This is a genomic window from Devosia sp. (assembly GCF_024707125.1).
Taxonomy (GTDB): Bacteria; Pseudomonadota; Alphaproteobacteria; order Rhizobiales; family Devosiaceae; genus Devosia.
In genome coordinates this window covers 930,271-954,654 of sequence record NZ_JANQAH010000011.1, presented here as the reverse complement: position 1 = coordinate 954,654, position 24,384 = coordinate 930,271, and the positions used below count along the sequence as shown (strand labels likewise).

The 24,384-nt window shown below is 62.0% G+C and carries 22 protein-coding genes and 1 riboswitch; of the genes, 14 read left to right on the top strand and 8 right to left on the bottom strand.

Annotated elements, in window-relative coordinates; genetic code table 11:
* Positions 1–26: 26 nt before the first annotated feature.
* From murB to NVV77_RS19365, 4 genes are all read left to right on the top strand, one after another.
* On the top strand, positions 27–1,046 hold the full coding sequence (murB, locus tag NVV77_RS19380; protein ID WP_295415676.1) for a UDP-N-acetylmuramate dehydrogenase: 1,020 nt from the start codon (positions 27–29) through the stop codon (positions 1,044–1,046).
* A gap of 139 nt (positions 1,047–1,185) precedes the next feature.
* Complete coding sequence (locus NVV77_RS19375; RefSeq protein ID WP_295415674.1) at positions 1,186–1,905, top strand: VWA domain-containing protein; 720 nt, start codon at positions 1,186–1,188, stop codon at positions 1,903–1,905.
* 83 nt (positions 1,906–1,988) lie between these two features.
* Complete coding sequence (locus NVV77_RS19370) at positions 1,989–2,606, top strand: DnaJ domain-containing protein (RefSeq protein WP_295415672.1); 618 nt, start codon at positions 1,989–1,991, stop codon at positions 2,604–2,606.
* An 81-nt stretch (positions 2,607–2,687) separates the two neighbouring features.
* Complete coding sequence (locus NVV77_RS19365) at positions 2,688–3,236, top strand: ATP-dependent Clp protease proteolytic subunit (protein ID WP_295415670.1); 549 nt, start codon at positions 2,688–2,690, stop codon at positions 3,234–3,236.
* 71 nt (positions 3,237–3,307) lie between these two features.
* Here NVV77_RS19365 and NVV77_RS19360 read toward each other — a convergent pair whose 3' ends face one another.
* Together NVV77_RS19360 and NVV77_RS19355 are read right to left on the bottom strand one after the other, a co-directional pair.
* A complete protein-coding gene (locus NVV77_RS19360) occupies positions 3,308–3,601 on the bottom strand; it encodes a hypothetical protein (protein WP_295415668.1) in 294 nt (97 codons plus the stop codon).
* 155 nt (positions 3,602–3,756) lie between these two features.
* A complete protein-coding gene (locus tag NVV77_RS19355; protein WP_295415667.1) occupies positions 3,757–4,119 on the bottom strand; it encodes a response regulator in 363 nt (120 codons plus the stop codon).
* Between the two features lie 159 nt (positions 4,120–4,278).
* On the opposite strand from NVV77_RS19355, the gene NVV77_RS19350 reads away from it, so the two are divergent.
* Positions 4,279–5,457, top strand: a complete 1,179-nt coding sequence (locus tag NVV77_RS19350) for a GAF domain-containing sensor histidine kinase (protein ID WP_295415665.1) — start codon at positions 4,279–4,281, stop codon at positions 5,455–5,457.
* 49 nt (positions 5,458–5,506) lie between these two features.
* Here the strand turns inward: NVV77_RS19350 and NVV77_RS19345 are convergent, their stop codons facing one another.
* Positions 5,507–6,736, bottom strand: a complete 1,230-nt coding sequence (locus NVV77_RS19345) for a PQQ-dependent sugar dehydrogenase (protein ID WP_295415662.1) — start codon at positions 6,734–6,736, stop codon at positions 5,507–5,509.
* 259 nt (positions 6,737–6,995) lie between these two features.
* Here NVV77_RS19345 and NVV77_RS19340 point away from each other — a divergent pair, with 259 nt between their 5' ends.
* From NVV77_RS19340 to NVV77_RS19315, 6 genes are all read left to right on the top strand, one after another.
* Positions 6,996–7,613 (top strand): GntR family transcriptional regulator, encoded by a 618-nt coding sequence (locus NVV77_RS19340; RefSeq protein ID WP_295415660.1) that lies wholly within the window; start codon positions 6,996–6,998, stop codon positions 7,611–7,613.
* Between the two features lie 111 nt (positions 7,614–7,724).
* Positions 7,725–8,303 carry a biotin transporter BioY gene (locus tag NVV77_RS19335; protein WP_295415657.1) on the top strand — a complete coding sequence of 193 codons (579 nt, stop codon included), beginning with the start codon at positions 7,725–7,727 and terminating at the stop codon, positions 8,301–8,303.
* Positions 8,300–8,719: a DUF1284 domain-containing protein gene (locus NVV77_RS19330; RefSeq protein WP_295415656.1), complete on the top strand. Its 420-nt coding sequence runs from the start codon at positions 8,300–8,302 to the stop codon at positions 8,717–8,719. Before NVV77_RS19335 ends, NVV77_RS19330 begins: the two co-directional genes overlap by 4 nt.
* Before the next feature lie 158 nt (positions 8,720–8,877).
* Complete coding sequence (locus NVV77_RS19325; RefSeq protein WP_295415653.1) at positions 8,878–10,059, top strand: phosphoserine transaminase; 1,182 nt, start codon at positions 8,878–8,880, stop codon at positions 10,057–10,059.
* A 96-nt stretch (positions 10,060–10,155) separates the two neighbouring features.
* Positions 10,156–11,739 carry a phosphoglycerate dehydrogenase gene (serA, locus tag NVV77_RS19320; protein ID WP_295415652.1) on the top strand — a complete coding sequence of 528 codons (1,584 nt, stop codon included), beginning with the start codon at positions 10,156–10,158 and terminating at the stop codon, positions 11,737–11,739.
* Between the two features lie 134 nt (positions 11,740–11,873).
* Positions 11,874–12,803: an aldo/keto reductase family oxidoreductase gene (locus tag NVV77_RS19315; RefSeq protein ID WP_295415650.1), complete on the top strand. Its 930-nt coding sequence runs from the start codon at positions 11,874–11,876 to the stop codon at positions 12,801–12,803.
* A 7-nt stretch (positions 12,804–12,810) separates the two neighbouring features.
* On the opposite strand, the gene NVV77_RS19310 is transcribed toward NVV77_RS19315, so the two are convergent.
* Positions 12,811–13,758 carry a DMT family transporter gene (locus NVV77_RS19310; RefSeq protein ID WP_295415648.1) on the bottom strand — a complete coding sequence of 316 codons (948 nt, stop codon included), beginning with the start codon at positions 13,756–13,758 and terminating at the stop codon, positions 12,811–12,813.
* A 178-nt stretch (positions 13,759–13,936) separates the two neighbouring features.
* Between NVV77_RS19310 and NVV77_RS19305 the strand changes: the two genes are divergently transcribed.
* Both NVV77_RS19305 and NVV77_RS19300 read left to right on the top strand, forming a co-directional pair.
* A complete protein-coding gene (locus NVV77_RS19305) occupies positions 13,937–15,226 on the top strand; it encodes an adenylosuccinate synthase (RefSeq protein WP_295415647.1) in 1,290 nt (429 codons plus the stop codon).
* A 103-nt stretch (positions 15,227–15,329) separates the two neighbouring features.
* Positions 15,330–17,312: a hypothetical protein gene (locus NVV77_RS19300; protein ID WP_295415646.1), complete on the top strand. Its 1,983-nt coding sequence runs from the start codon at positions 15,330–15,332 to the stop codon at positions 17,310–17,312.
* Here NVV77_RS19300 and NVV77_RS19295 read toward each other — a convergent pair whose 3' ends face one another.
* The 3 genes from NVV77_RS19295 to NVV77_RS19285 all read right to left on the bottom strand — a co-directional run bounded on the left by NVV77_RS19295 (position 17,313) and on the right by NVV77_RS19285 (position 20,675).
* The gene (locus NVV77_RS19295; RefSeq protein WP_295415645.1) at positions 17,313–17,951 is read right to left on the bottom strand and encodes an ATP-binding cassette domain-containing protein; all 639 of its coding nucleotides are present in this window, start codon (positions 17,949–17,951) and stop codon (positions 17,313–17,315) included.
* Positions 17,938–19,533, bottom strand: coding sequence for a hypothetical protein (locus NVV77_RS19290; protein WP_295415643.1), 1,596 nt, complete (start codon positions 19,531–19,533; stop codon positions 17,938–17,940). The genes NVV77_RS19295 and NVV77_RS19290 overlap by 14 nt, the downstream gene beginning before the upstream one ends.
* 137 nt (positions 19,534–19,670) lie before the next feature.
* The gene (locus NVV77_RS19285) at positions 19,671–20,675 is read right to left on the bottom strand and encodes a thiamine ABC transporter substrate binding subunit (protein ID WP_295415642.1); all 1,005 of its coding nucleotides are present in this window, start codon (positions 20,673–20,675) and stop codon (positions 19,671–19,673) included.
* A 68-nt stretch (positions 20,676–20,743) separates the two neighbouring features.
* Positions 20,744–20,843: riboswitch (TPP riboswitch) on the bottom strand.
* Between the two features lie 33 nt (positions 20,844–20,876).
* Between NVV77_RS19285 and NVV77_RS19280 the strand changes: the two genes are divergently transcribed.
* A complete protein-coding gene (locus NVV77_RS19280; protein WP_295415639.1) occupies positions 20,877–21,557 on the top strand; it encodes a thiamine diphosphokinase in 681 nt (226 codons plus the stop codon).
* Positions 21,558–21,560: 3 nt separating this feature from the next.
* Here NVV77_RS19280 and NVV77_RS19275 read toward each other — a convergent pair whose 3' ends face one another.
* Positions 21,561–24,260 (bottom strand): autotransporter domain-containing protein, encoded by a 2,700-nt coding sequence (locus NVV77_RS19275; protein WP_295415638.1) that lies wholly within the window; start codon positions 24,258–24,260, stop codon positions 21,561–21,563.
* Between the last annotated feature and the right edge of the window lie 124 nt (positions 24,261–24,384).

The window sequence follows — 24,384 nt, the reverse complement described above, 5'->3', positions numbered from 1 at the left end:
AGCCAGACCGCACCTATAACCCGGCCATGACCACGTCCTATCTCAACCTCATCCCCGATTTTGATCTGTCTGCGCGCAATACATTGGCGCTCAAGGCCCGATCACGCTGGGGCGCCATACTGGAAGCGACCGATCAGGTGCCCGCGCTTTTTGCTCTGGCGCGGGAACGTGGCCTGCCTCTGCGCGTCCTTGGCGGCGGCAGCAATGTGGTGCTTTCCGCAGATTTTGCCGGGATCACGGCCGTGGTGGCGACGACCGGCCGTGCTGTCATAGCGCAGACCGAGGATCATGTTCTGGTCGAAGCGGCAGCCGGGGAAACCTGGCACGACTTCGTCGTCTGGACGGTGGAACAGGGTTTTGGTGGCATCGAGAACCTGGCGGGCATTCCAGGGACGGTCGGTGCTGCACCGGTGCAGAATATCGGGGCCTATGGTGCCGAAGTGGCCGACGTCTTCGACAGTCTGGTGGCTTTCGACACGCTGGACAAAACCCTCAAGACGTTCACGGCCACTGATTGCGCTTTCGCCTATCGCGATAGCGTCTTCAAGAGGGAGGCGGGGCGTTATGTGGTGCTGTCGCTGCGTTTGCGGCTGCCGCGACCCTGGAAGCCTAATCTGCGTTTTGCAGGGCTCGCTGAACTGATGGATCAACCGGCGCTTGATCCTCGGACGGTGATGGACCGCGTCCTTTACCTGCGTGGGTCCAAATTGCCTGATTGGCGCGTGACGCCCAATGCCGGGTCATTCTTTCAAAATCCCATCGTGACTCTCGACGAAGCGGCGCCGGTACTCGCCGCTTTCCCGACGGCGCCTAATTTCCCGCAAACGGATGGGCGGACCAAGCTGTCGGCCGGCTGGCTCATCGAGCAGAGCGGCCTCAAGGGCTTTCGCATGGGACGCGCCGGTATTTCCGAGCGCCATGCCCTGGTGGTCGTCAATCTCGGTGATGCCGATGCCGGCGATATCGCCGCCCTCGCAGCGCATGTAAAAGCCACGGTGAAAGCACGTTTCGGCATAGCGCTCCACGAAGAGCCGGTCTTTCTCTAGGCTGGCAACGCTCGAACACCTCAAGCGCATCTGCCCTTCCGGTTGGTAGAGTTTGGGCGTAACAAGGCACAGAGTTACGAGTTTGTGACCAAACCGTTGGGGCCTTGCGGCTGATATCGCCGCCCCACATATTAGTTTCATGGCGAAAAAAGACCTCGACGCACGAGAAGCCTCTGGACTGCCCGACAAGGGCAGGGTGAGCGGCGATATTGCGGCTTTCGTCAAAAAGGTTGGCACGTTGGCGCGTCCCAATGCAGCGCAAGATGGGCGGCTATTGTTCGCCCTCGATGCGACGATGAGCCGCCAGCCGACCTGGGACCTTGCCTGTTCGCTGCAGGCGGAGATGTTTCGCGCCATTCCCAAGCCGAGTGCGTTGCAGGTGCAACTGCTGTATTTTCGCGGCTTTGGCGAATGCCGGGCCAGCAAATGGGTACTCGATGGCGATGCCCTGGCCAAGCTCATGACCGGCATCGACTGCCGCGGAGGCAATACCCAGATTTCCAAAGTCTTCGATCACGCGCGCGCCGAGCATGCGAAGCGGCGGATCAATGCGGTGATCTTTGTTGGCGATGCGATCGAAGAAAATGTCGATGTGCTGTCTGAAAAGGCGGGGCAACTCGGCCTGCTCGGGCTGCCCATATTCGTCTTTCAGGAAGGCCGCGATGCCCTGGTCGAGGCTGCTTTTCGCGGTTTTGCAAAGCTCAGCAAGGGTGCCTATGCCCGGTTCGATGCTACAGCGCCCCAGGAATTGGCGGCGCTGCTCAAGGCGGTGGCGGCTTATGCCAGTGGCGGCAGGAATATGCTGAAGCTGCAGGGTAGCGGCCAAGCGCAGGCATTGTTGGCCCAGTTGCCGCCGTGACGTATATTTTTCTTGGCGCGCTGGCTCTTTTGGCCAGCCTAGCTCTCATCAATTACCTGCTCAAGCTCGACCGGCGGACATTGATGCGTGGCCTGCGCTGGGTGGTCGGCGGGCTCGGCGCGCTCACTGCTCTCGGCTTGCTCCTTGCCCGCCGCTTCGATCTCGCTCTGTTTGTCGGTGCGGCGGCCTTTGCGGTATTGCGCACCGGCAGGCTCGGAGCAATTTCGTTCGATGGACCTGCTGCAGACGCAGGCAATATCTCGAAGGTGCAGAGCTATAGCTTCGCCATGGAACTGGACCACGACACCGGGGCGGTCTCCGGCCGCGTGCTGAATGGCCAATTTGCCGGTATGGATCTGATGGATCTGGGTGAGATGGATACGAGACTTCTGCTGGCCGAAGTGGGAGGCGATGCCGATAGTTTGAGCCTTTTGGAGAGCTGGCTCGATGCCAATCGCGGCGGTTGGCGCGAATATTTCGCGAGCCAGGATGCGAACGAAAAAACAGGCGCCAAAACGGGAGGCGACCCGGTGGCTGAAGCCTATGAAATTCTTGGCCTGAAACCGGGCGCGAGCGGTGACGAAATCAGGGCGGCTCACCGCGATCTGATGAAAGCAGTCCATCCCGACCATGGGGGCTCCAGCTATCTCGCCGCCAAAATCAACGAGGCGCGCGACCTTCTGCTCAAGCAGGTGCCGTGAGCTTTCTCCTCTTGGTCAGCAAGAAAAGCGCCCAAGGAACCCCACGGACGTCCTGCCCGTTCGATGAACAAGGGGACCATGATGGATGAGATTCACGAAACCGGGTATTTTGGATTTACCGGCCCGATCGAGCCGGCCGGCGTTGGCAGGCTCGCGGGTGCGCTGAATTCCGCGGTGAACAGCGGCGTTTCTCTGGTTCACCTGGCCTTCAGTTCAAACGGCGGTTATGTCGCTGACGGCGTCTATCTCTACAATCACATAAGGGCGTTGCCGCTGCACCTGGTGCTCTACAATACCGGGTCTGTGAGCTCGATCGCGGTATCGGTCTTCCTAGCCGCCCAGCAGCGCTATTGCTCGGCCCACGGCATGTTCATGATCCATCCAACGACCATGGGCCAGTCCGAAGGACTTACTGCGCGGCGCCTGCAATCAACGCTGGATGCGGCGCTGGCGGATGATGATCGCACGGACAATATCCTGCGTGAGCGCAGCCGGATTCCCGAGGAAGTTCTGGCGGCGCGGCGTCACAGCGAGATCTACATCTCGCCCGTGCAGGCTGTGAACTACGGACTTGTCGAGGCGGTGCGCGAATTTTCGCTGCCAAAAGGGCAGCAGATCATCCAGATCTAGATCGTCTCTATCCAATTTCCAATCCTTCCACTCGGGCGGAGGCGGTTGGACCGCCGCCGCCATTCGCCGTGCTATTGGCGGTCGGGATTGCCCTGGCCTGGACGGTTCTTCTGACCGGAGCCAGCATCGTCCTGTTCCTTGCGGAACTGGTCATTTCCCTGGCGGCCCTGCTGGTTTTCACCAGACTGCTGTCCACCGGCACCGCCTTGGCGGTTGCGATCCCGGTCCATGTCCCCGTCATCGCGCTGGGTATTCTGGCGGTTCTGCTGGCCACCTTGCTGGCCCTGCTGGTTCTGGCCAGATTGCTGGCCACCCTGGGACCCCTGGCGATTGCGGTTGGGATCCTGTTCGTCGCGGTTTGGCATGGGAGTTCCTCCTCCTGTTCTCCGGACTTCAAGGCCCGGCTTTGGGGGAACGGGTGGGGGAGTCACGTGTTCCGATGAAGTGATCGACGCGAGCAAACGTGATCGGGATGGCGTCGAAGGCCGACGGTGCCACGGCCAATGACAGGGCCGGTTGCCTAGGCCAGCATCTGGTTCATCGTTTCGATGATTTCGGCAGTTCGATAGGGCTTGGAATAGAACGCGCTCCCGGTAGGAATGTCGCTGATCTCGACATCGCGGTGCCCGGAAACGACGATGATCTGAATGGGCGGCCACCGATCTGCTACCGCCGCGGCAAGCATCAGGCCATCCATCGAGCCGGGCATGTCCACATCGGTGATGATGAGCCGAATATCATTACGGCTCTCCAGAAGTTTGACAGCCGCCGCTGCATTGGCCGCTTCGAGCACAACAAAACCCGTGGCCTCGAGATCGTCCACCAGCGCCATGCTGACGAGCGGCTCGTCCTCAACCACGAGAATGATTGTTGGGGCTGTCATGGACCTTCCATCAGTATGGGCGCCAGCGGACGCAGAACTGACATCTACATCAACGGAGCACGGGCGCTTACGATCCATCGCGTGGCGATCTCGATGAAGTTCATGACATGCCCGGTTGGACTGATTACGATGGGTTGATATCTCGATCAAAGCGCGACCATGCCGCACGATTTTCAGAATGACATCAATGCCGTGCAGAGAATTGCGGCGGTGCCTACGATTCTCGACGTCGCCTGCCGGGCCACTGGCATGGGTTTTGCGGCCGTCGCGCGCGTTACCGAGGACCGCTGGATAGCGTGCCAGGTTCTCGACAACATCCATTTTGGCCTGCCGCCGGGTGGTGAGTTGAAGGTCGAAACAACGCTCTGCCATGAGATCAGGCAGCACCGGCAGGTGGTGGCGATAGACAATGTCGCTGAAGATGCGACCTATCAGAACCACCACACACCGCAACTCTATGGCCTGCAAAGCTACATTTCGGTGCCGATCACGCTGCCCGATGGGCGGTTCTTCGGAACGCTTTGCGCCATCGATCCCAATCCACACAAGGTCAACAACCCGCAGATCATCGGCACGTTTACGCTCTTTGCCGAACTGATCGCCCACCATCTCGACGCCGAGGACCGGATCCTTGTCGCCGAAACCAAGGTGGTCGACGGATTGGCCATGTCCGACCTTCGCGAGCAGTTCATCGCCGTTTTGGGCCACGACCTGCGCAATCCCCTGGCGGGGCTTGAAGGTGGGCGGCGGATGCTGTCGACCATGCATGACGATCCCAAGTCGGTTCGCATTCTTCGGCTTATGGGTGAAAGCGTTGCTCGCATGAGCGGCCTGATCGACAATCTCATGGACTTTGCCCGCGGGCGCCTGGGTGGCGGCATTGGCTTGCAGCGCACGGCCGATCAACGGCTTGAGCCGCTGCTTGCCCAGATCGTCAACGAGATCAAGGCCGGCCACCCCGAGCGCGAGATAGAAATGCGGTTCGACCTCTCGCAAGGGGTTAATGTCGATCAAGCCCGTATCGGCCAAATGTTCTCGAACCTGATGGGCAATGCGATCACGCATGGCGCCGAGGACCAGCCCATCATCGTCGAGGCGGTAATCGCCGATGGTCATCTCCTGCTGGCGGTCGCCAATGGTGGACAGCCAATCCCGGCTTCCGCCATGGAGCGCTTGTTCCAGCCGTTCCATCGCGGCGGCGCCGAAACGAGCCTGCAGGGCCTGGGATTGGGGCTCTACATTGCCTCGCAAATCGCCGAGGCTCACGGGGGCACGATCGAGATGACCTCGGACGCCGCCGAAACCCGCTTTACGTTCCGGATGCCGCTGGTCCCCTAGGTCGACATGGGTCGGGGCGAGGCGAAAACTGCCTCGCCACATGACCTTGTCAGGTGATCGCCTTGCTCAGACGAACTATGGTGGAAGTCCCGGCGTCCGGGTTCTCCGTTACGGCATAGACGGCGCCATCAGGGCCGATTTTGACATCGCGCACCCGCGCCTGGAGCGGCACGCGCTCTTCATAGACGACCTTGTCGCCGTCGAGATGAACAACGACAACGCCTTCGGCGACCAGACCACCGATGAGGAAGGCTCCCTGCCATTCGGGGAATTCGCTGCCCTCGTAGAAGGCCATGCCTGAGGGAGCGATGACGGGGTCCCAATAGTAGACCGGCTGAGTGGTGCCTTCCTTGGCGGTGATGCCCTCGCCGATCGGTTCGCCGCTATAGTCCAGCCCATAGGTTACTTCGGGCCAGCCATAGTTGGTGCCGGCTTCTGGCCTGTTGAGTTCGTCGCCGCCCATGGGACCATGTTCGACGGTCCAGAGCCGGCCTTCGCCGTCAAGTGTTGCTGCCTGCATGTTGCGATGACCGAGGCTCCAGATTTCGGGTAGGGCGTTCTCGGTCGCGGTGAAGGGATTGTCCGGCAAGGCCTCGCCGCTGCTGTCGATGCGGAACACCTTGCCGAGGCCACTGGAAATATCCTGCGCCTGATTGCGGGTTTCGACATCGGATCGCTCGCCAACAGTGACGAACAAGGCGCCGTCGGGGGCAAAGACCAGGCGAGAGCCAAAATGCTTGTCGCCATTATAGGTCGGGGTCTGCTGGAAGATCACCTTGAGGTCTTCGAGCGTGCCGCCATTGGCGTCGTCGGCGGAGAGTATGGCGGAGGCGACGCTGGTGCCGTTGCCGCCATCGCGTGGTTCCGAGAAGGAGAAGAAGACAAGGCCCGAACTTTCGAAATCGGGTGCCAGGGCCACGTCGAGTAGTCCGCCCTGGCCGCGATCATCCACCTCGGGCAGTCCTTCGATCGGCGAGCCGGCTTCGCCTTCGGGGGTGACGATATGCATATCGCCAGCCTTGGTGGTCACCAGCATGCGGCCATCGGGCAGAAATTCGAGCGACCAGAGCTGCGGCAGGTCCTCGGCGATCACCGTTGTTTCGACCTGGGGCATTTCCGCTGGTTGTGGCGCTCGCGTCTGACCTTCAAAGGCCGGTTGCTGGCCGGTCGCATTTGGGGCCTGGGTTTCAACAGAGCCGCTCTCCTGGCCTACAGCCAGGGCGGGGAGCAGCACGGCACAGAGGGCCGTGCTTGCGAGCAATGAGGGTATGGGGCGCATCAGGGGTCTCCTTTTACGGCTGACGCGCGAACGCAGGACGCAAAACAAGGTGCGTTCGTCGGTTGTCGGGCAGGATTGCCTGTCATTAGAAGGCCTGTTCGGAGCGAGCGTTGCATGTGGGAGGATCACATGCCGGTGTCAGCGGCCCGCCGGACGCGCCAAAGGCTTCTCACGAGATCACGGCGTGCATGCTATTTCCGGCCGGTGTATGAGAAAACCGCATCCATTCGCGCGATGTCAGCTCACCTCTTCGGAACACATGGCCAAAGACGACACTCTCGCCAACCAGATCGCCAAGACGCTCGCCGAACGCATAATCTCCGGGCGCGTCGAGCCGGGCACGCCACTAAGGCAGGACCACGTTGCCGAGGAGTTCGGAGCAAGCCATGTGCCTGTGCGCGAGGCCTTCCGACGCCTCGAGGCGCAGGGGCTGGCCGTGAGCGAGCCAAGGCGTGGCGTGCGGGTGGCAGGTTTTTCTCGTGCGGAGGTGCGGGAAGTCGCTGAAATGCGGGCGGCTCTTGAGGTCCTGGCACTACAAAATGCCGCGCCCCATCTGACACGGGCAATTCTCGACCAGGCTGAAGAAATCAACAACGAGGGCGACAATGCCCCCGATGTGCAGGCCTGGGAGCAGGCAAACCGCAAGTTCCATCGGACCCTGCTGGCGCCCTGCGGGATGCCGCGACTTCTCAAAGCCATTGATGACCTGCAGGCGGCAAGCGCTCGCTTCCTTTTCTCGGGCTGGAGCGCCGAATGGGAGGCGCCGACCGACCGCGATCACAGCGCGATCCTTGTCGCTCTGCGAGCCGGGCAGGTGGAGCATGCGGGTGCGATTCTGAGGCGACACGTATTGTTGGGCGGGCGCTCTCCCCGCTAATTCGCGGCTTATTTGTGATCGCATAAAGATCGCCCTTGCAGGGACGATCTATCTATGGATTATTTTAGCGATAGATAAGCGAAATTATCTATAATTTTGAAGGAGCCACACATGGTCACTGATAAGTCCGTCGCGTCTGCCCTAGGCAGCATCCAGGACAAACCCCTCCTATGGCAGGTTGGCGCCGTGCTTGCGGGCACCGTTTTCCTCGCCGCGGCCTCCTATGTCGAGGTGCCGCTGGTCCCGGTGCCGGTCAATATGCAGACGCTCGCCGTGACCTTGATCGGCGCTGTCTATGGCTGGCGCCTTGGTGCCTTGACCGTAATCGCCTGGCTGGTGGAAGCGGCCTTGGGCATGCCTGTTCTTTCGGGCGGCGCAGCTGGAGCGCATCATTTTGTCGGGCCGACCGCGGGATACCTTTTCGCCTTCCCGCTCGTTGCCGCATTGACCGGATGGCTTGCTGAACGCGGCTGGAGCGGCCAGCGCCCCGTCCTGGCCTTTCTGAGCATGGCGCTTGGTAATGCCGTCTGCCTTGTTCTTGGCGGCATGTGGCTTGCCGTTGTCATCGGCCCTGAAGACGCCTGGACCTTCGGCGTTGTGCCGTTCCTTGCCGGGGGGCTTCTCAAGTCGGCCTTGGGCGCGTCGCTGCTTTACGCTCTCTCCCGTCGGAAAAGCACCAAGTCCCAATGACCGTTCGGCTTCGCCCGCACCATCTCCTTTGCCTGCTGACCTATGCAGGCAAAGGTTACTCCGTGGACTTCACGCAGAATTATGACGCAATCGCCCGGCGCTTGTCGCAGGGCGAAAGCATCCTGATTGTCGACGGGCCCGATGATATCTGCGTGCCTCTGCTGGCCGATGCGGATGCTCATTGCCGGCGCGAGAGCGTCATCGAACGCGACAGGGCGGCGGCCGACGATGTCGGCCGGCTGGTGAAGGCGACCATCAGGGCGGGGCTCACCTTGGAGATTACCGGTGAACGCCTTGGGGTCTTGCGATCCGCCTTTGTCCGGGGGCATACGCGCGCTGCTTGCTCCGGATGCGAATGGAACGAGTTATGCAGCGCGATCGCTTCGTCCGGTTTTGTCGGAACCCGCGTCACTTGATCGCCTGGCCTTTTTAGCCGGCAGGACTCGGATTTTGATGGAACTTGCAAGGGTTGGACTTTCGTCGCCCATTGACGCGTCTCCACCTAAGGAGTATCTCCGGCCTCAGGACACCTCGCCCTAACGCGAGGCGCATAGGCCTGGGAGGGCCGCTTGAGATGGCTGATACGCCCCTGACCGCACCGGCGGTAAAACCGGCTAACCCCAATTTTTCGTCGGGTCCTTGTGCCAAACGTCCAGGCTGGACGGTTGAAGCGCTCGCTGGCGCGCTCACCGGTCGTTCGCACCGTGCCAAGCCTGCCAAGGCGCGCATTCAGCAGGCCATCGATCTGACCCGCGAACTGCTCGAAGTTCCCGCCGACTATCGCATCGGTATCGTCCCCGCTTCCGACACGGGTGCTGTCGAAATGTTCCTCTGGAGCGCGCTGGGCGCTCGGGGCGTCGACATGCTCGCCTGGGAATCGTTCGGTGCCGGCTGGGTCACCGACGTGCAGAAGCAACTCAAGCTTGCCGATTGCCGCGTGCTCGAAGCGCCCTATGGCGAACTGCCGGATCTGGCTCAGGTCGATTTCAACCGCGACGTGGTGTTCACGTGGAACGGCACGACTTCGGGTGTGCGCGTGCCGAATGCGGACTGGATCCCGGCCAATCGCGAAGGCCTGACCATTTGCGACGCCACCTCGGCTGCGTTCGCGCAGAAGCTCGATTTCGCCAAGCTCGACGTTGTGACCTTCTCCTGGCAGAAGGCGCTGGGCGGTGAAGCTGCACACGGCATTCTGATCCTTTCGCCGCGCGCTGTTGAACGTCTCGAAACGTTCAAGCCCGACCGTCCGCTGCCGAAGATTTTCCGCATGACCAAGGGCGGCAAGCTTATCGAGGGCATCTTCAAGGCCGAGACGATCAATACCGTCTCGATGATCTGCATCGAAGACGCGATCGACGCCATGCAGTGGGGCCTGCAAGTTGGCGGCCTCAAGGCGATGCAGGCGCGTGCCGACGCCAATTTCAAGGTGCTGGCTGACTGGGTGGAAAAGACCGCTTGGGTCGATTTCCTCGCCAAGAATGCCGACCAGCGTTCCAATACCTCGGTCTGTCTCTCGATCACCGATCCTGACATCGTGGCGCTTGATGATGAAGGCCAGGCGGCTTTTGCAAAGGCCATCGTTGCCCGCCTCGACAAGCTCGGTGTCGGCTACGATTTCGGCTCCTACAAGGACGCTCCGGCGGGCCTGCGCATCTGGGCCGGCTCAACGGTGGAAGCATCCGACCTTGCAGCGTTGACCCCGTGGCTCGACTGGGCTTTCGCCCAGGAAAAGGCCGCGCTCAAGGCTGCTGCCTGAATCTTCGGCCCCGCCACTAGGCGGGGCACTCCCACTCATTCTCGCGGTGTCGCAGGTTCAAATCCTGCTCCCGCAACCAATATGCAGGAGGGCGCAATGCCCAAGGTTCTCGTTTCGGATAAGCTCAGCCCGACCGCCGTCCAGATTTTCAAGGACAATGGCGTCGAGGTGGATTACCTGCCCGATCTCGGCAAGGACAAGGAAAAGTTCCTTGAAGCCATCGGCCAGTATGATGGTCTCGCCATCCGCTCGGCTTCGAAGGTCACCGAGAAGATCATCGCCGCCGCGACCAATCTGAAGGTCATCGGCCGCGCCGGTATCGGTGTCGACAATGTCGATATTCCGGCTGCGACCAAGAAGGGCATCATCGTGATGAACACGCCCTTCGGCAATTCGATCACCACGGCCGAGCATGCCATCGCCATGATGTTTGCGCTCGCCCGCCAGCTGCCGGAGGCCGACGCTTCCACGCGCGCCTCGAAGTGGGAAAAGAACCGCTTCATGGGTGTCGAAGTGACCAACAAGACCCTCGGCCTGATCGGTGCCGGCAATATCGGTTCGATCGTTGCCGATCGCGCCATTGGCCTGCGCATGAAGGTCATCGCCTTCGACCCGTTCCTCACCCCGGAACGCGCCCAGACGCTGGGCGTCGAAAAGGTCGAGCTTGATGACCTGCTCGCCCGCGCCGATTTCATCACGCTGCACACGCCGCTGATCGACGCGACCCGCAACATTCTCAATGCCGAAAACCTTGCCAAGACCAAGAAGGGCGTGCGCATCGTCAATTGCGCCCGCGGCGGTCTTATCGATGAAGAAGCGCTCTACAATGCGCTGAAGTCGGGCCATGTCGCCGGCGCGGCGCTCGACGTGTTCCTCGTTGAACCGGCAGAGAACAATCCGCTGTTCGATCTGCCCAATGTCATCTGCACCCCGCATCTCGGCGCTTCGACCACCGAAGCGCAGGAAAACGTTGCCCTGCAGGTCGCCGAGCAGATTTCGGCCTATCTGATGACCGGCGAAATCACCAATGCGCTCAACTTCCCGTCGATTTCGGCGGAAGAAGCTCCGATCATCACCCCCTGGGTGAAGCTGTCGGAAGCGCTTGGCTCCTTCGCTGGCCAACTCACCGAAACGGGCATCAAGGGCATCCATATCGAGTTCGAGGGCACGCCAGCTGGGCTCAATGTCAAGCCGATGATCGCGGCCGCCATCAATGGCGTGCTGAAACCCTCGCTGGGTGACGTCAACATGGTCTCGGCCCCGCAGATCGCCAAGGATCGCGGCATCACCGTCGAAACCACGACCCGCGACCAGCAGGGCGCCTATGAAGGCTATATCCGCCTGACCATCACCACCGAGCGTCAGACGCGCGGCGTTGCGGGCACGATCTTTGCCAATGGCAAGTCGCGGATCATCCAGGTCAAGGATATCAACATGGAAGCCGAGCTGTCGCCGTCCATGCTTTATGTCACCAATGAGGACAAGCCGGGCCATATCGGCCGCCTCGGCACGCTGCTGGGCACGCTGGGCATCAATATCGCCAATTTCAACCTTGGCCGTGCCGAAGTGGGGGGCGATGCGATCGCTCTCGTTTCCATCGATGGCACTCTCACGGAAGAGCAGTTGGCTGAGATCGCTGCGCTCGAAGGCGTCAAGCAGGCCAAGGCCGTCCGCTTCTAGGATTGCGAAATTATTGACAATTGCCCCGCCGGTTCGCGCCGGCGGGGCTTTCTTTTGGGGGCGGCACGGGCTAGTCTTACTGCGTTCCCCCTGCGCCGCCGTGTCGGCGCCATCCCCAAATTTCCGAGGTTTCGATGAAGACCTTCAAGGTGCCCCACACCGATCTCACTGTGTCGAGCGTTGTGCTTGGGCTCATGCGCATCGCCAAGATGAGCAATGCCGAAATCCAGTCCCTGTTCGGGGCGGCCGTCGATGCCGGCGTTACGGTCTTCGACCATGCCGATATTTATGGCGGCGAGCGCCATCGTTGCGAAGAGCGGTTCGGCGAGGCCATCACGCTTTCCGCTGTCGAGCGCGAAAAGATCCTGATCCAGAGCAAGGTCGGCATCCGCAAGGGCTTTTTCGATTTCTCGTCCGAGCACATTTTGCAAACGGTCGATGAATCGCTCGCCGCGCTTCGTACCGACTATCTCGACGTGCTGCTGCTGCATCGACCCGATACTCTGGTCGAGCCTGAGGACGTCGCTGCGGCCTTCGACAAGCTCGCCGCCTCCGGCAAGGTCCGCCATTTCGGTGTTTCCAACCACACGCCTGGGCAGATCGAGGTGCTGAAGACCGCGGTCAAACAGCCACTGCTGTTCAATCAGGTTCAGCTCAGCATCACCCATGCCAACCTTTTCGCGCAGGGTGTGGCGGCGAATATGAACGGGCTCGATCAGTCCATCAGCCGCGACAATGGGCTGCTCGACTATTCGCGTGTGCAGGGCATGATGCTGCAGGCCTGGTCACCGTTCCAGAAGGGCTTTTTCGATGGCGTCTTCGTGGGCGATCGCGAGGAATTCCTGGAACTCAACGATGCACTGGACGAGCTGGCGGAAAAGTATGGCGTAACGCCGACCGGCATCGCCGTTGCCTGGATCACCCGCCACCCGGCCAATGTTCAGGTGGTCCTCGGCACGACAAAACCGTCGCGCGTCGAAGAATGTGCTGCCGGTTCCTCCGTGCCGCTGACGCGCGAAGAGTGGTATCGCCTCTTCCGCACCGCCGGCCACACGCTGCCGTAAATTGACCTCAGGCGGCGCGCCTGCGCGCCGCCCATTCCGCCAGAATGATCCCCGCGATGATGATGCCGGCGGCGAGAAAATGATAACCTTCCAGGCTCTCGCCAAGGATCAGCACCGAGCCTAACGTGCCAAAAACCGGGATGAGATTATGGCTTGGCGCCGCCCGATTGGCGCCGACCAGTTCCACGCCGCGCGCATAGGCGATCTGGCTGAACATGGAGGGGAAGGTCGCGACATAGGCAATCACCAGCCAAACGGTGGGCGACACATGGGCCAGTGTGCTGACCGAACCCAGCCCTCCGCCGAACAGCGCCAGCATGATCACTGCTGCCGTCGCCGCCCCGAAAAACGAAACGGCCATGAAGCTGAACATATGCACCTTGGGCCGGAAGCGTAGAGCCAGCGTGTAGCCGGTATAGGCGAGGCAGGCGAGAATGACAAAACCGTCGCCGAGATTGACGTCCATGCGCAGGAGACGCAACGGATCGCCATGGGTTGCGGTCAGGACTACGCCAAAGATTGCCAGCAGCACGCCTGATATTTGCAGAAGATTGGCGCGCACCCGGAAAAACAGAAAATTTGCACCGAGAATCAGCATTGGCAGCGAGGCCTGCTCGATGGCTGAATTGACCGCGGTGGTCATGGTCAGGCCGATATACAAAAAGGCATTGAACAGCGCATAGCCCACGATGCCGAAAGCCATGAGCACCGGCCAGGTGCGCTTCACCTCTGCCCAGTCGTTGCGCAAGTGCCTGTATGAAAAGGGCAAAATGAATAGTGTTGCCAGCACGCAGCGGCAGGCCAGCAGCAGGAATGGGCTGATTTCGCCCACGACCAGTTTTGCCGCGACGACATTGCCGCCCCAGAAAAGCGGTGCCAGCACGAGCAAAAGATAGGGCTGATCGAGAATACCGGCGGAAATGCCGCGCTTTTCGGTGGTCTGCGGCTTTGTCATCGGCGCTTGGGTGATGTAAGGACAATCGGACTTATCAGTTATTCGGCTGCAATCAAACCCGACACGGGCGCGGTCGAAAGGGCGGATGTCCGCAACTTGGGTAAGGGTGCAGCCTTTTGGGCCGGCCCGATTTTGTCGTGCCGGGCTTCGGCGCGCCTCAGCTAAGGAAGACTGGACTATGGCGAATGTGGTTGTCGTCGGCTCTCAATGGGGCGACGAGGGCAAGGGCAAGATCGTGGATTGGCTCTCGGAGCGCGCCGACGTCGTCGTGCGTTTCCATGGTGGTCACAACGCCGGCCATACGCTGGTCATCGATGGGGTGAGCTACAAGCTCGCGCTGCTGCCCTCGGGCCTGGTACAGGGCAAGCTGTCGGTCATCGGCAATGGCGTGGTCGTCGACCCCCATCACTTCGTTCAGGAAATGGCCAAGCTGCGCGGCCAGGGCGTGAAGATCACCCCCGAAATCCTGCGCATCGCCGACAATGCTCCCCTGATCTTGTCGCTGCATCGCGAACTCGACGGTATCCGCGAAGACGCCAATTCCGGTCTCAAGATCGGTACGACGCGCCGCGGCATTGGCCCGGCCTATGAAGACAAGGTTGGCCGTCGCGCTATCCGTCTCATCGACCTCAGTGAACCCGATACGCTGATGCCCAAGATCGAGCGTCTCCTCAGCCATCACAATGCGCTGCGCCGCGGCATCGGCCTTGCCGAGATCGAAGCGCAGACGATCTATGACGAGCTGACCTCCATTGCCGGCGAAATCCTGCCCTTCATGGACCAGGTCTGGCGCGTGCTCGACGATAAGCGCCGTGAAGGCGCCCGCATTCTTTTCGAAGGCGCACAGGGTGCGCTCCTCGACAATGACCACGGCACCTATCCCTTCGTGACCTCGTCCAATACCGTTGCCGGCCAGGCCGCGGCGGGTTCGGGCCTTGGCCCCACGGCCATCGGCTATGTGCTGGGCATCACCAAGGCCTATACGACCCGCGTCGGCGAAGGCCCGTTCCCCTGCGAACTCGATGATGAGATTGGCAGGCATCTGGCGACCGTCGGCAAGGAAGTCGGCGTCAATACCGGTCGCCCCCGCCGCTGCGGTTGGTTCGACGCCGTGTTGGTGCGTCAGACGGTGAAAACCTCTGGCATTACCGGCATCGCGCTGACCAAGCTTGACGTGCTCGATGGTCTGAAAGAGATCAAGGTCTGCGTCGGCTATGAGCTTGATGGATCACGGATTGATTATTTGCCTGCCTCAATGGGGGCGCAAGCTCGCGTTAAGCCGATCTATGAGACACTCGAAGGCTGGTCGGAAACGACGGCCGGAGCGCGCTCCTGGGCCGAGCTGCCGGCCCAGGCCGTGAAGTATGTTCGCTATATCGAAGAGCTGATCGGGGCCCCGGTCGCGCTTCTGTCTACCAGTCCGGAGCGGGCGGATACCATCTTGGTGGTTGACCCGTTCCAAGATTGATAAACTTTGCTAAAAGACGTCGCTGCAATTGTGAGTACCCAGTAGCCTATGGCGGACTATAAGGAGCTGTTGCGCCGAGCGATCTCGGCGCTGCCGGAGAACAATGGGGCTGCGCGGCGCGCAGTTTACGAAAAAGGCGCGCGCGGCTCTCGTCGGTCAATTGCGGGCTATCCAGCCTCCTTTGCCTGCTCGCGAGATCACGCAGCACCGGCTGCAGCTCGAAGATTGTATCCGCCAGGTCGAACAGGAAGCCAGCGAAGCTGTGATCAGCTTGGGGCGCGATGCATTGTTTGCGTCGCGTCCGCCGGCAGCTGCTGCCCCCGCCCCATCGGCTCCGCCTCCGCGCGCGCCCGAACCGGCGCCCGCGGTGGAAATCCAGTCCGCGCCGGCGGTGGAAACTCAGCCCATTGTTCCCGAACCTGTTCCGGTCGTGGCGCCCAGGCCGATCGAACAGCCTGCGCCGCAGGTGGTTGAAGCCGAAGCAGAGCCTGAATCGGACGAATTGCCTGCTGATGTCGTCCCGACCGAAGCGGTCGAAGACGACGAAGGCCCGCTCTCGATCGAAGAGATCATCGGTCAGGCTGCAGGCGTCAGCGGTGCGCAGGTGGAGCCGGTCGTGGCTCCGCTCGTCGTCAAGGACGAAGCCATTGCCAAACCGGTGGCGCCGGTTGCTGTGGAAGAGGTTCCCTCTCCCAGCGCCAATGCGCCGGTTCCGCTCAAGCGCCCGAGTATTCTGCCCCGTCGCGAAGCCGCTGCCGTAGTCAGCACCGCCGCCAATGGCGGTTTTAGCGCGCAGCCGGTCATGGCGCGTGTCGAACCCTCCATGGGGTCGGCTTCTGCTCTGGCCCGTCAGACTGTCGTCGAACCCGAAATCAGCGTCGTCGAACCGCAGGTCGAAACCGCCCTGTCGAGCGTCAGGGAAGTCGAGGTCGAGCCCGACGACACGCGTGAAGCCGAAGGCGCCATCGAACGGGCCATCGAAACGCTCGATCGCGAAGCCCGCGGCGAGCCGACTGAAATGTTGCCCGAGCGCGAAACTCGGGCGCCTATTCAAGAAAATCTTGCTGACGAGAACGCTGACCCCAGCGCCTTCGATACAGCTGAAAGTGATCGCCGCTCCGGCGCCGGCATGACGATCTTCCTTATCGTCTTTGCTCTTCTCCTCGTCGGTGCCGGTGGCGCAGGCTTCTGGGCCTGGCGCGAGGGCTATGTCGATCTCGACCAGATGTTCGGTCGTACCGAAGCGGCCGTGACCGAAACCGCAGACGCGCCCACCCCCACGACACCGACGCTCGATGCGCCGGCTGCGCCTGACACCACGACCGGCCCGGGCAATACGGCGACCACTACGACCAGCGAGCCGACCACGGCCATTGAAGGCATCGATCTTGACGAACGGCTGGAGCCGACGCCGGAGGCGGTGACGCCGAGCGGTACCGAGACCGTGCTGCCCTCGATCAATGGCGGCGAGAACAAGACCGAGGAGCGCCTTTCGGGCGCCGATACCAGCATCGCGGCGACCAATGATCCGGCCAATAGCGTTGATCCGGCAGTGCTCGCCGGCAGCCAGTCGCTGCTGCTCGAGGCTTCGGCTGATGGCCGTACCGGCGCCGTGCCCTTCTCGGGCACGGTCGAATGGACCAAGGGCGAGGACGAACTTGGCCTGCCGACGCTGATCGGCGAGGCCAGCATTCCGGCGCGCAATCTCAATGTTTCGGTGACGATCCGCAAGAATGGCGATCCCAGCCTGCCGGCCAGCCACCTGATGGAAGTCAATTTTGACGTCAACGACACCTTCGTCGGTGGCGCGATTTCGAGCCTGCCGGGCGTGCTGCTCAAAAATGAGGAACTGGTGCCGGGTACGCCGCTGGTCGGCGCCTCGGCCCGCGTCATGGGCAATAGCTTCCTCTTCGCGCTGTCGGCTTCGCCTGATGATCAGACGACCAATTCGCAGCTTCTGGAATCGCGCCGCTGGCTCGACCTTGCCATTGTCTATGGCACGGGCCGCAACGCTATCCTGACGCTCGAAAAGGATTCCGATGCGCAGGCGCTGTTCAACGAAGTTTTTGCCGCCTGGGCGCAGTGATCAGGCCGGCGCGAGCCGGCCTTCCGCCAGGCGATAACGGTGCGCCGCAAGTGCCGCTATGTCGTCCTCGTGGTGGCTCACGAGAATGGTGTGCCAACCTTCGCTCCGCGTCAGCTCGCCCACCAGCGCGCGAATAACTTTTCGCGTGTCGTCATCGAGCGCCGAGAAAGGTTCGTCCAGCAGCAAGATGGCGCGGTGGCGCAGCAGCGTGCGCGCCAATGCTACGCGCTGCTTCTGTCCGCCTGAAAGCGTCGCCGCTGTCTGATCGGCAAGACCTTCCAGCCCGACGCGTGCCAAAACCTCCTCGACACGTTGCCGGCCTTCGGCCTTGGCCGTGCCCTTTGGCAGGCCAAGGGCGACGTTCTCGCGCGCGCTCAGATGGTCGAAAAGATTGTCCGATTGCAGCAGCAGCGACAGTGGCCGCGTTTCCGGTGGCAGCGGCAGCAGGTCGACGCCGTCGAGCGTCAGCGTGCCGCTCCTCGGCGTCAAAAAACCGGCGACGAGATCGAGCAGTGTCGACTTGCCCGAACCGCTCGCTCCGGAAATGGCCGTGATGGAGCCAGCCTCGGCCTCGAAGGTGAAGTCATAGGTCTGCGCCGCTTTTCCATAGGCGAAGGCGAGGTGCTCAGCGCGAAGCATGGGCGATCCTTTCAAAGAGGCGGGGCAGGCCGACAAAGGCGAGAATGGTGCCGATCAGCAAAATGGCGGCGATGGCAGCGGCGTCATTGCTGCGATAGGCGCCGAGGGCGCGGAACATCATCAGCGGCAGGGTCTGGAAATCCTGCGTTCCGAATAGGGCAATGACGCCGAGATCGCCGAGTGAAAAACAGAAGGCGAGCGCGAGCATGAGCCCGATGTCTTTGCCGAGCAGCGGATATTCGACCCGCCAGAACTGCTGCCAGCCGGAAAGTCCCAGCGAGCGAATGAGTTTTCCGCGCGCGCGTACCATGGCATCGAGCGGCGGGCCGAGCGTCGCCACGGCAAAGGGTAAAGCGAGGAGGCTATTGGCGATGATCACCACAACTGGCGCGGCTTGTGCCGGCGCCACGCCCAGATTGCGCACGATGAGGAAGAAGCCGAGCGAGAGCACCACGGCGGGTACGGCGAGATAGGCAAAGCTCGGCGTGCCGAGCAGAATGCGCACCGGCCTTGCCCCGCTCGCCGCGCGGCCTAGGGTCAAGGCAAGTGCGAGGAGCAGGGTCAGGACCGCAGAGGCGCTGCCGATCAGAAGGCTGGTTACCAGCGACCACCAGAATGTCGGCTGCGCCAGCACCCGGCCAAAGCCGGAGGCAATGCCGTCAATCAGCACCGAGAGCAGGGGCAGGGCAAAGCCCACCGTCGCCAGCAACAGGATGATCCATTGCAGCGCCTGTGCGGGGACGGCATCTCGCCAGCTTGGCGCGACCGAGCGACCATGTACGCTGACGACGGGCGTGCTGGCCGACGCCAGCAGGATGACCACGGCACACACCGCGATCTGGGTCAGCGCCAGTCGCACCGCGCCGACGAGATCGAAATCGAGCCGAACAGCCGAATAGATGGCGACTTCCAGCGTCTGGTTTGCCGGACCACCACCGAGCAGCAGGACGATTGGGAAACTCGTGAAAGCGAGGAGAAAAATGATGGCGCCAAGTCCCGGCAAGTTCGATCGCATGGCTGGCCAGTCGATCAGGGCGAAGCGCTGCGTTGCCGACAGCGCCAGGGACTGCCCGACTTTCAGCCGCGTCGCCGGAATGGCATCGAGCCGCGCGAGGAGAATGCGCGCGGCAAAGGCGCCATCGAGAATGACATGGGCGAGCAGAATGCCCGAAAGCCCAAAAGCGGGATTGCCGAGCGAGAAGCCGAACAGGGCTTCGCTTGTCTGATTGATCCACCCATTGCGGCCCCAGATGGAGAGGAGTCCAAAGGCCACCACCATGCCGGGCGTGACGATGGCGGCGGCGAACAGACCGACCACAAGATCGCGGCCGGGAAAACGCAACCGGTTCAGTGCCCAGGCCAGCGCCGTGCCGACCGCGAGCGACAGAACGGTTGTCAGGCCCGCCTGAATGGCGGTCATGCGCAGGAGATGAGGAATGTCCACGCGGGACGCCGAACTGGGTTCGGTGGCGGCATCGAGAATCGCCCAGAGCACCGCCGCGATCAGGCCGGCAATGGCGATGGCAAGCACGCTTGAAACAGCAATGCGGGCAGGGCGGTGGGGAAGAAGGTTAGTCGGCACGAAAGCCCCCACCCTCATTCCCTCCCCACAAGGGGGAGGGAGGTGCGCTGGTGTTTGCAGACGTCATTGCGCCTGCACATTGGTTCCATCGTCTCCCTCCCCCTTGTGGGGAGGGATTAAGGGTGGGGGTATTCACGTTACTGAACCGCCGCCAGCATCTCGTCGATCCAGGCCGAGGAATTGGCCAAAATATCCTCGTCGCTGAGCTGCAGTGTTTTCCCCGGCTGCGGCAGGCCGGCAAAGGCGGGATTGAGATCCGCGCCAAGATCAACCACGGGGAACATCCAGTTGGTCGTCGGAATGATCTTCTGGCCCTCGGGCGAAGCGAACCAGGCGAGGAACTGCTTGGCCAGTTCCTGCTGGTCCGAAGACTTCAGAATGCCGGCCACCTCGATCTGCGGATAGTGGCCCTCTTCGAAGAGCGCCGCCTTGATGGTCTCATCCTTGTCTTCGATGATGTGATAGGCGGGCGAGGTCGTGTAGGAGAGGGCCATGTCGGCCTCGCCATCAAGGAAGAGCGAATAGCTTTCGCTCCATTCGCGCGTCACGGTGAGGATGCGCGGCTTGAGACCCGCCCAGATTTCACTGGCGCGATTGCCATAGGCGGCCTTGATCCAGAGCACGAGACCGAGGCCGGGCGTCGCCGAACGCGGATCCTGCACCACGATCTTGAAATCTTCCGGCATGGCGATCAGCTCTTCGAACGACTTTGGCGGCGTTGCCGTCCGGTCCGTGTCGTACATGAAGGCGAAGTGCGAATAGTCGAAAGGCACGAATTGCGCGTCGGTCCAGGCTTCGGGCAGCGCGAGCTTATCGAGCGTCAGGCCGTGATCAGCGAAAAGACCCGTGGCGCGGGCTTCCCCGGCAATGGCGGTATCGAGGCCGACGATGAGGTCGGCCTCCGTCGTCGCGCCTTCGAGCTGCACGCGGCGCAGCGTGCCGATGGACGAGTCTGCGGCGACCCAGGTGAGCTTGCAGCCGCAGACCGGCTCGAACGCAGCCGAGAGCTGCGGACCGGGGCCCCATTCGGCGGCAAAGCCGTCATAGGTGTAGATGGTGAGCGTGGGCACGTCCTGCGCATGCGCAGAAACAGCAGACAATCCAATAAGGACCGCAAGCGCCATGGAGGTGGACTTGACCATTTGGTCATCCCTTCAACGGTTGCGGCCATGGGAGAAGGGTATGTGTCAATGGGAAGGGCGCGAGGGCACTCTTGCCATCTCGAACTTCCTCCGCCAGCATGACCTGGTTCAGGTTCAATGGGTAACTCTCAGCTCCGGAAGATTTCCAGAACACCCCAGCGAGACGGCTCGGACCATATTGAGAGAAATGTGACAGTGCAAGTGACTTCAGAACGCGGCCCAGACGCGCTGCCGCTGGTCTTCGATTGCCCCCTCGCCATTGTCGGCGGCGGCACGGTGGACGGGGCGCTTTTGCGCGAATTGGCCGAAAAGGGTGTCGCCCTGGTAGGGGCCGATGGCGGCGCCGACACGATCGATAGCGCCGACCTTTTGCCCGACGCGATCGTCGGCGATCTCGATTCGCTGGAAAATCGCGCGGGCTGGGAAAGCCGCACCCGCGTCATCCATATCCCCGAGCAGATCACCACCGATTTCCAGAAGGCGCTCTATTCAACCGAGGCGCCTGTCACCCTTGCGCTCGGCATGACCGGCAAGCGTCTCGACCACACGCTCGCCGCGCTCAGCGCCGTGCTGCAATATGCGCCGAGCCGCCGTCTCATGCTGGTCGACGAGGTCGACGTGGCGCTCGCCGTCACCGGTTCTATCGCGTTCGAAGCGGGAAAACGCGAGCGTGTGTCGATCCATCCGCTGGTGCCCATCCGCTTCCGCAACTCGACGGGACTTTTCTATCCCATGGATGGCCTGCTGCTCGAACCGGGCGGCCTCATCGGCACGTCGAACGAAGGAACGGGTGGACCCGTTGAAGTCGTCCCCGAGGATGAGACGCCGTGGCTTCTCATTCTCGCAAAGGAACGCCTCTGGGATCTGGTCGGTGCGGTTTGAGTGTCAATATTGCCCGGCCAGCGTCGCCTTGAACACGTGGCTCTGGCCGGCATTCGACAGGATGCCGTCATAGCTTAGGTCGAACTCCATCTCCTTGACCGTCTTCCAGCCCAACCCGGCTTCGAGGACCAATGCGTCAGTCGCCAGGGGTGCACCGGCGACGGTAAAATTGTCGCCGCTGGCAAAGGCATGGATGGATTCTGGCGTATCGGCAAAGGCACGCCGCCAACCGAGGCCGCCACCAAAGCTCAGTGTCGAGCCGTCTTCGAGTACTAGTTCGCGCTCGATATCGAGGCCGAGCGTGGTGAACAGCGCCGCGCTCACCCCATTGGCCGCATTCAACGCTGCCGGCCCGCCCGCCTCGGTAAAACCGCCGCTGGTCGCCACCACATAGGCGCCCTCGCCATAGGGACGCAGCACGAAGGCGGGCAGAACGAAATCGTGGGAAAGACGTCCGAAGGCCTGCGCGGTCGTCGCGCCAGAATTGCCGGTCAGGGTGGCGGAGAAGCGCCGCCCCATGTCGAACTTTCGCTGGGTACTGATGCCGTGCAGGGCCAGATCCAGCCCCAGATCGAGAGCCGTGGCGCCCCATTCGGTGCCGGCATAGGCGCCAAGCCCAATGGTATTGATCGTTCCAGTGGTCGAGCGGTCGGGAATGGAAAGCCCCGCCGTACCGCCGTGTACCAGGAGGCCCGCCAGCCATTGGCCAAGATAGACATCGGCGCCTGCGGCGAGATCGAAGCCGCCGACCCCGACCGCTGCAGCATTGCCGTCGGACGCCAACAAAACATGGCTCGCCTCGATCAGTGCCCACATTCCTTCCTCATCATGGGCGAGGCGGTTGAAGGCCGCCTCTCGTGGCAAGTGGGATTTTTCGAGCAGCACCGAGCGAACCGAGGCATGGGCTTCGCCCGAGAGGTTGTCGAGTGCCTGCCGCGCCCCGGGTAGCGTCAGGGTGAGCATGGACTGGACGACGGGATTGTTGGCCGCCAGCGTATCGAGGGCCTTGGCCACGGCCTGCTGGTTCGGCGTCTCCGCGGCCACGACGAAGTTGGAGCTTTGGAACAGCGTCACGAAGGCATTTTGCCCGTCATAGCTCAGCACTGGTGTTATGAAGGCCAGGTTGGTGGTGGCATTGGCAAAGGTGCCCGTCAGTCCCATGGGCGCATGGATGATATTGTAGCTATTGCCCACCAGATAGTCGGGCGATGCAGCGACCCGAACCGTGCCGCCGTTGAGCGTCGCGGTATTGGCGATAATGAGGTCCGATTGGCCCGCCGAATCGACCTCGACATCGTAGAAGGAACCCGCATTGAAGATGACATCGGTCGCTAGTACCGTTCCGATGGAGTTGCCGGGCGCTGCAATGCCGCCCGCGCCAAAGGCGATAGTTCCCACGTGCCCCGCGCCGCCAAGAGTCCCGCTACCGGAAACATTGATCGTCCCGCCAAGCCGGCCCGACACGACCAGTTTGCCCCCCGTGACGTTTGTCGTCCCGGCAAAAGTCTGGGAATTGGCCGTAAGCGTCGTCGTGCCGGCAATCTGGTTGACCGTGCCGCTGCCGAGTAGTTGCGAGGCGAAACCATAGGCGCTGTCCGTGTGGTTGAAAGTCAGCGTGCCCGTGCCGGCGCCGAACTGCACGGTGCTGGCATTGACGATGCCGGAGGCGCGAGCGGCCTGACCTGCGGCCGCGCCGACATTGAGCACGCCCTGGCTGCCTGCTAGGCGGGCCAGATGCAGCGTGCCCCCTGCTGCCACTTCCCCGCCGTTCCAGACCGTCATTGCGCCGCTGCCCCACTGGCCGATGGTCATATCCCCGGTCGTCGAAAGACGCGAGCCTGCGTCGTGAACAAGACCGATGCCCTCGCCACCCCCCGAATTCTCACCCAGGATCATGCTGGCCGCCGTCGTCAGCGCGGCATTGTCGACCTCGATCGTGCCGCGCGTGCTCTGACCCAGAACGAGGCTGTTACTGAGAGATAGATGAGTGCCGGAGCCGGAAATGTGTGCCAGGCCTGACCCGGTCGAGTAGGTGCCGACAGTAGCGTTATCGGTCTGCAGTACTGCCTGGTCGTCCATCTCCAGAACGCCTCTACCGTTCTGACCCACGGTAATGCCAGAAACCAGAGTCATGCTTGTGCCCGCGCCAGCAATCGCGAGCGTGCCGTCGGAACCGGCCATCAGACCGACCGAGACGCCCGCGGCGGAAACCGAAGCGCCGGTGTTCAGCTCGAGCCGCGCTTGCCCATCGGTGCCGAGTTCGATGCCGCTGCCGGTCGTCCATGTCGTTGTCGATCCGGTGACCAGCATATTGCCGACACTGCCGACATCCTTGGCCAGCATCACGCCCCCCGTGGTCAGGCTGGCCCCGTTGATGACTTCGAGATAGCCGGCGCCCGCACTGGTGCCGATGTGGATCATGCCGGTTGTGCCCGCCGCGCCGTCGAGCTTGGGAGCGTTGGATGAAATGAGGTCAATCGTCACGGTGTCGCCGGCCGGCAGGCCGCTTGTCCAGTTGCCGATATCGGTCCAGTCGGCGCTATTGGCACCCGTCCAGGTCGTTTGCCCCAATGCGGGGGTGGCAATGACTACCAGTGTGGTCGCCGCCAGGAGGCCAAAAGCAATGGCGCGCAGTATGCCGGAGCGGTGGCGTCGAAAAGTCGTCTGCTGCCAAAGTCGAGCGGCCGGCGGAACTGTAGTCATGTGTGCCTCGAACAGGTGCGCTTTGGGCGCCTGGGGCAGAAACACCATAGCCAATGGCGTTTCGTCTTGACGCTGCGCGACAGAGGTCTTGGCGTTGGGCGACATTAACTCCAGTCAGTAGCGC

Bases quoted from the DNA above. Each gene is read 5' to 3' on its own strand.
- murB (WP_295415676.1), top strand. From the start codon at position 27: ATGACCACGTCCTATCTCAACCTCATCCCCGATTTTGATCTGTCTGCG.
- NVV77_RS19375 (WP_295415674.1), top strand. From the start codon at position 1,186: ATGGCGAAAAAAGACCTCGACGCACGAGAAGCCTCTGGACTGCCCGAC.
- NVV77_RS19370 (WP_295415672.1), top strand. From the start codon at position 1,989: ATGCGTGGCCTGCGCTGGGTGGTCGGCGGGCTCGGCGCGCTCACTGCT.
- NVV77_RS19365 (WP_295415670.1), top strand. From the start codon at position 2,688: ATGGATGAGATTCACGAAACCGGGTATTTTGGATTTACCGGCCCGATC.
- NVV77_RS19360 (WP_295415668.1), bottom strand. From the start codon at position 3,601: ATGCCAAACCGCGACGAACAGGATCCCAACCGCAATCGCCAGGGGTCC.
- NVV77_RS19355 (WP_295415667.1), bottom strand. From the start codon at position 4,119: ATGACAGCCCCAACAATCATTCTCGTGGTTGAGGACGAGCCGCTCGTC.
- NVV77_RS19350 (WP_295415665.1), top strand. From the start codon at position 4,279: ATGCCGCACGATTTTCAGAATGACATCAATGCCGTGCAGAGAATTGCG.
- NVV77_RS19345 (WP_295415662.1), bottom strand. From the start codon at position 6,736: ATGCGCCCCATACCCTCATTGCTCGCAAGCACGGCCCTCTGTGCCGTG.
- NVV77_RS19340 (WP_295415660.1), top strand. From the start codon at position 6,996: ATGGCCAAAGACGACACTCTCGCCAACCAGATCGCCAAGACGCTCGCC.
- NVV77_RS19335 (WP_295415657.1), top strand. From the start codon at position 7,725: ATGGTCACTGATAAGTCCGTCGCGTCTGCCCTAGGCAGCATCCAGGAC.
- NVV77_RS19330 (WP_295415656.1), top strand. From the start codon at position 8,300: ATGACCGTTCGGCTTCGCCCGCACCATCTCCTTTGCCTGCTGACCTAT.
- NVV77_RS19325 (WP_295415653.1), top strand. From the start codon at position 8,878: ATGGCTGATACGCCCCTGACCGCACCGGCGGTAAAACCGGCTAACCCC.
- serA (WP_295415652.1), top strand. From the start codon at position 10,156: ATGCCCAAGGTTCTCGTTTCGGATAAGCTCAGCCCGACCGCCGTCCAG.
- NVV77_RS19315 (WP_295415650.1), top strand. From the start codon at position 11,874: ATGAAGACCTTCAAGGTGCCCCACACCGATCTCACTGTGTCGAGCGTT.
- NVV77_RS19310 (WP_295415648.1), bottom strand. From the start codon at position 13,758: ATGACAAAGCCGCAGACCACCGAAAAGCGCGGCATTTCCGCCGGTATT.
- NVV77_RS19305 (WP_295415647.1), top strand. From the start codon at position 13,937: ATGGCGAATGTGGTTGTCGTCGGCTCTCAATGGGGCGACGAGGGCAAG.
- NVV77_RS19300 (WP_295415646.1), top strand. From the start codon at position 15,330: ATGGGGCTGCGCGGCGCGCAGTTTACGAAAAAGGCGCGCGCGGCTCTC.
- NVV77_RS19295 (WP_295415645.1), bottom strand. From the start codon at position 17,951: ATGCTTCGCGCTGAGCACCTCGCCTTCGCCTATGGAAAAGCGGCGCAG.
- NVV77_RS19285 (WP_295415642.1), bottom strand. From the start codon at position 20,675: ATGGTCAAGTCCACCTCCATGGCGCTTGCGGTCCTTATTGGATTGTCT.
- NVV77_RS19275 (WP_295415638.1), bottom strand. From the start codon at position 24,260: ATGACTACAGTTCCGCCGGCCGCTCGACTTTGGCAGCAGACGACTTTT.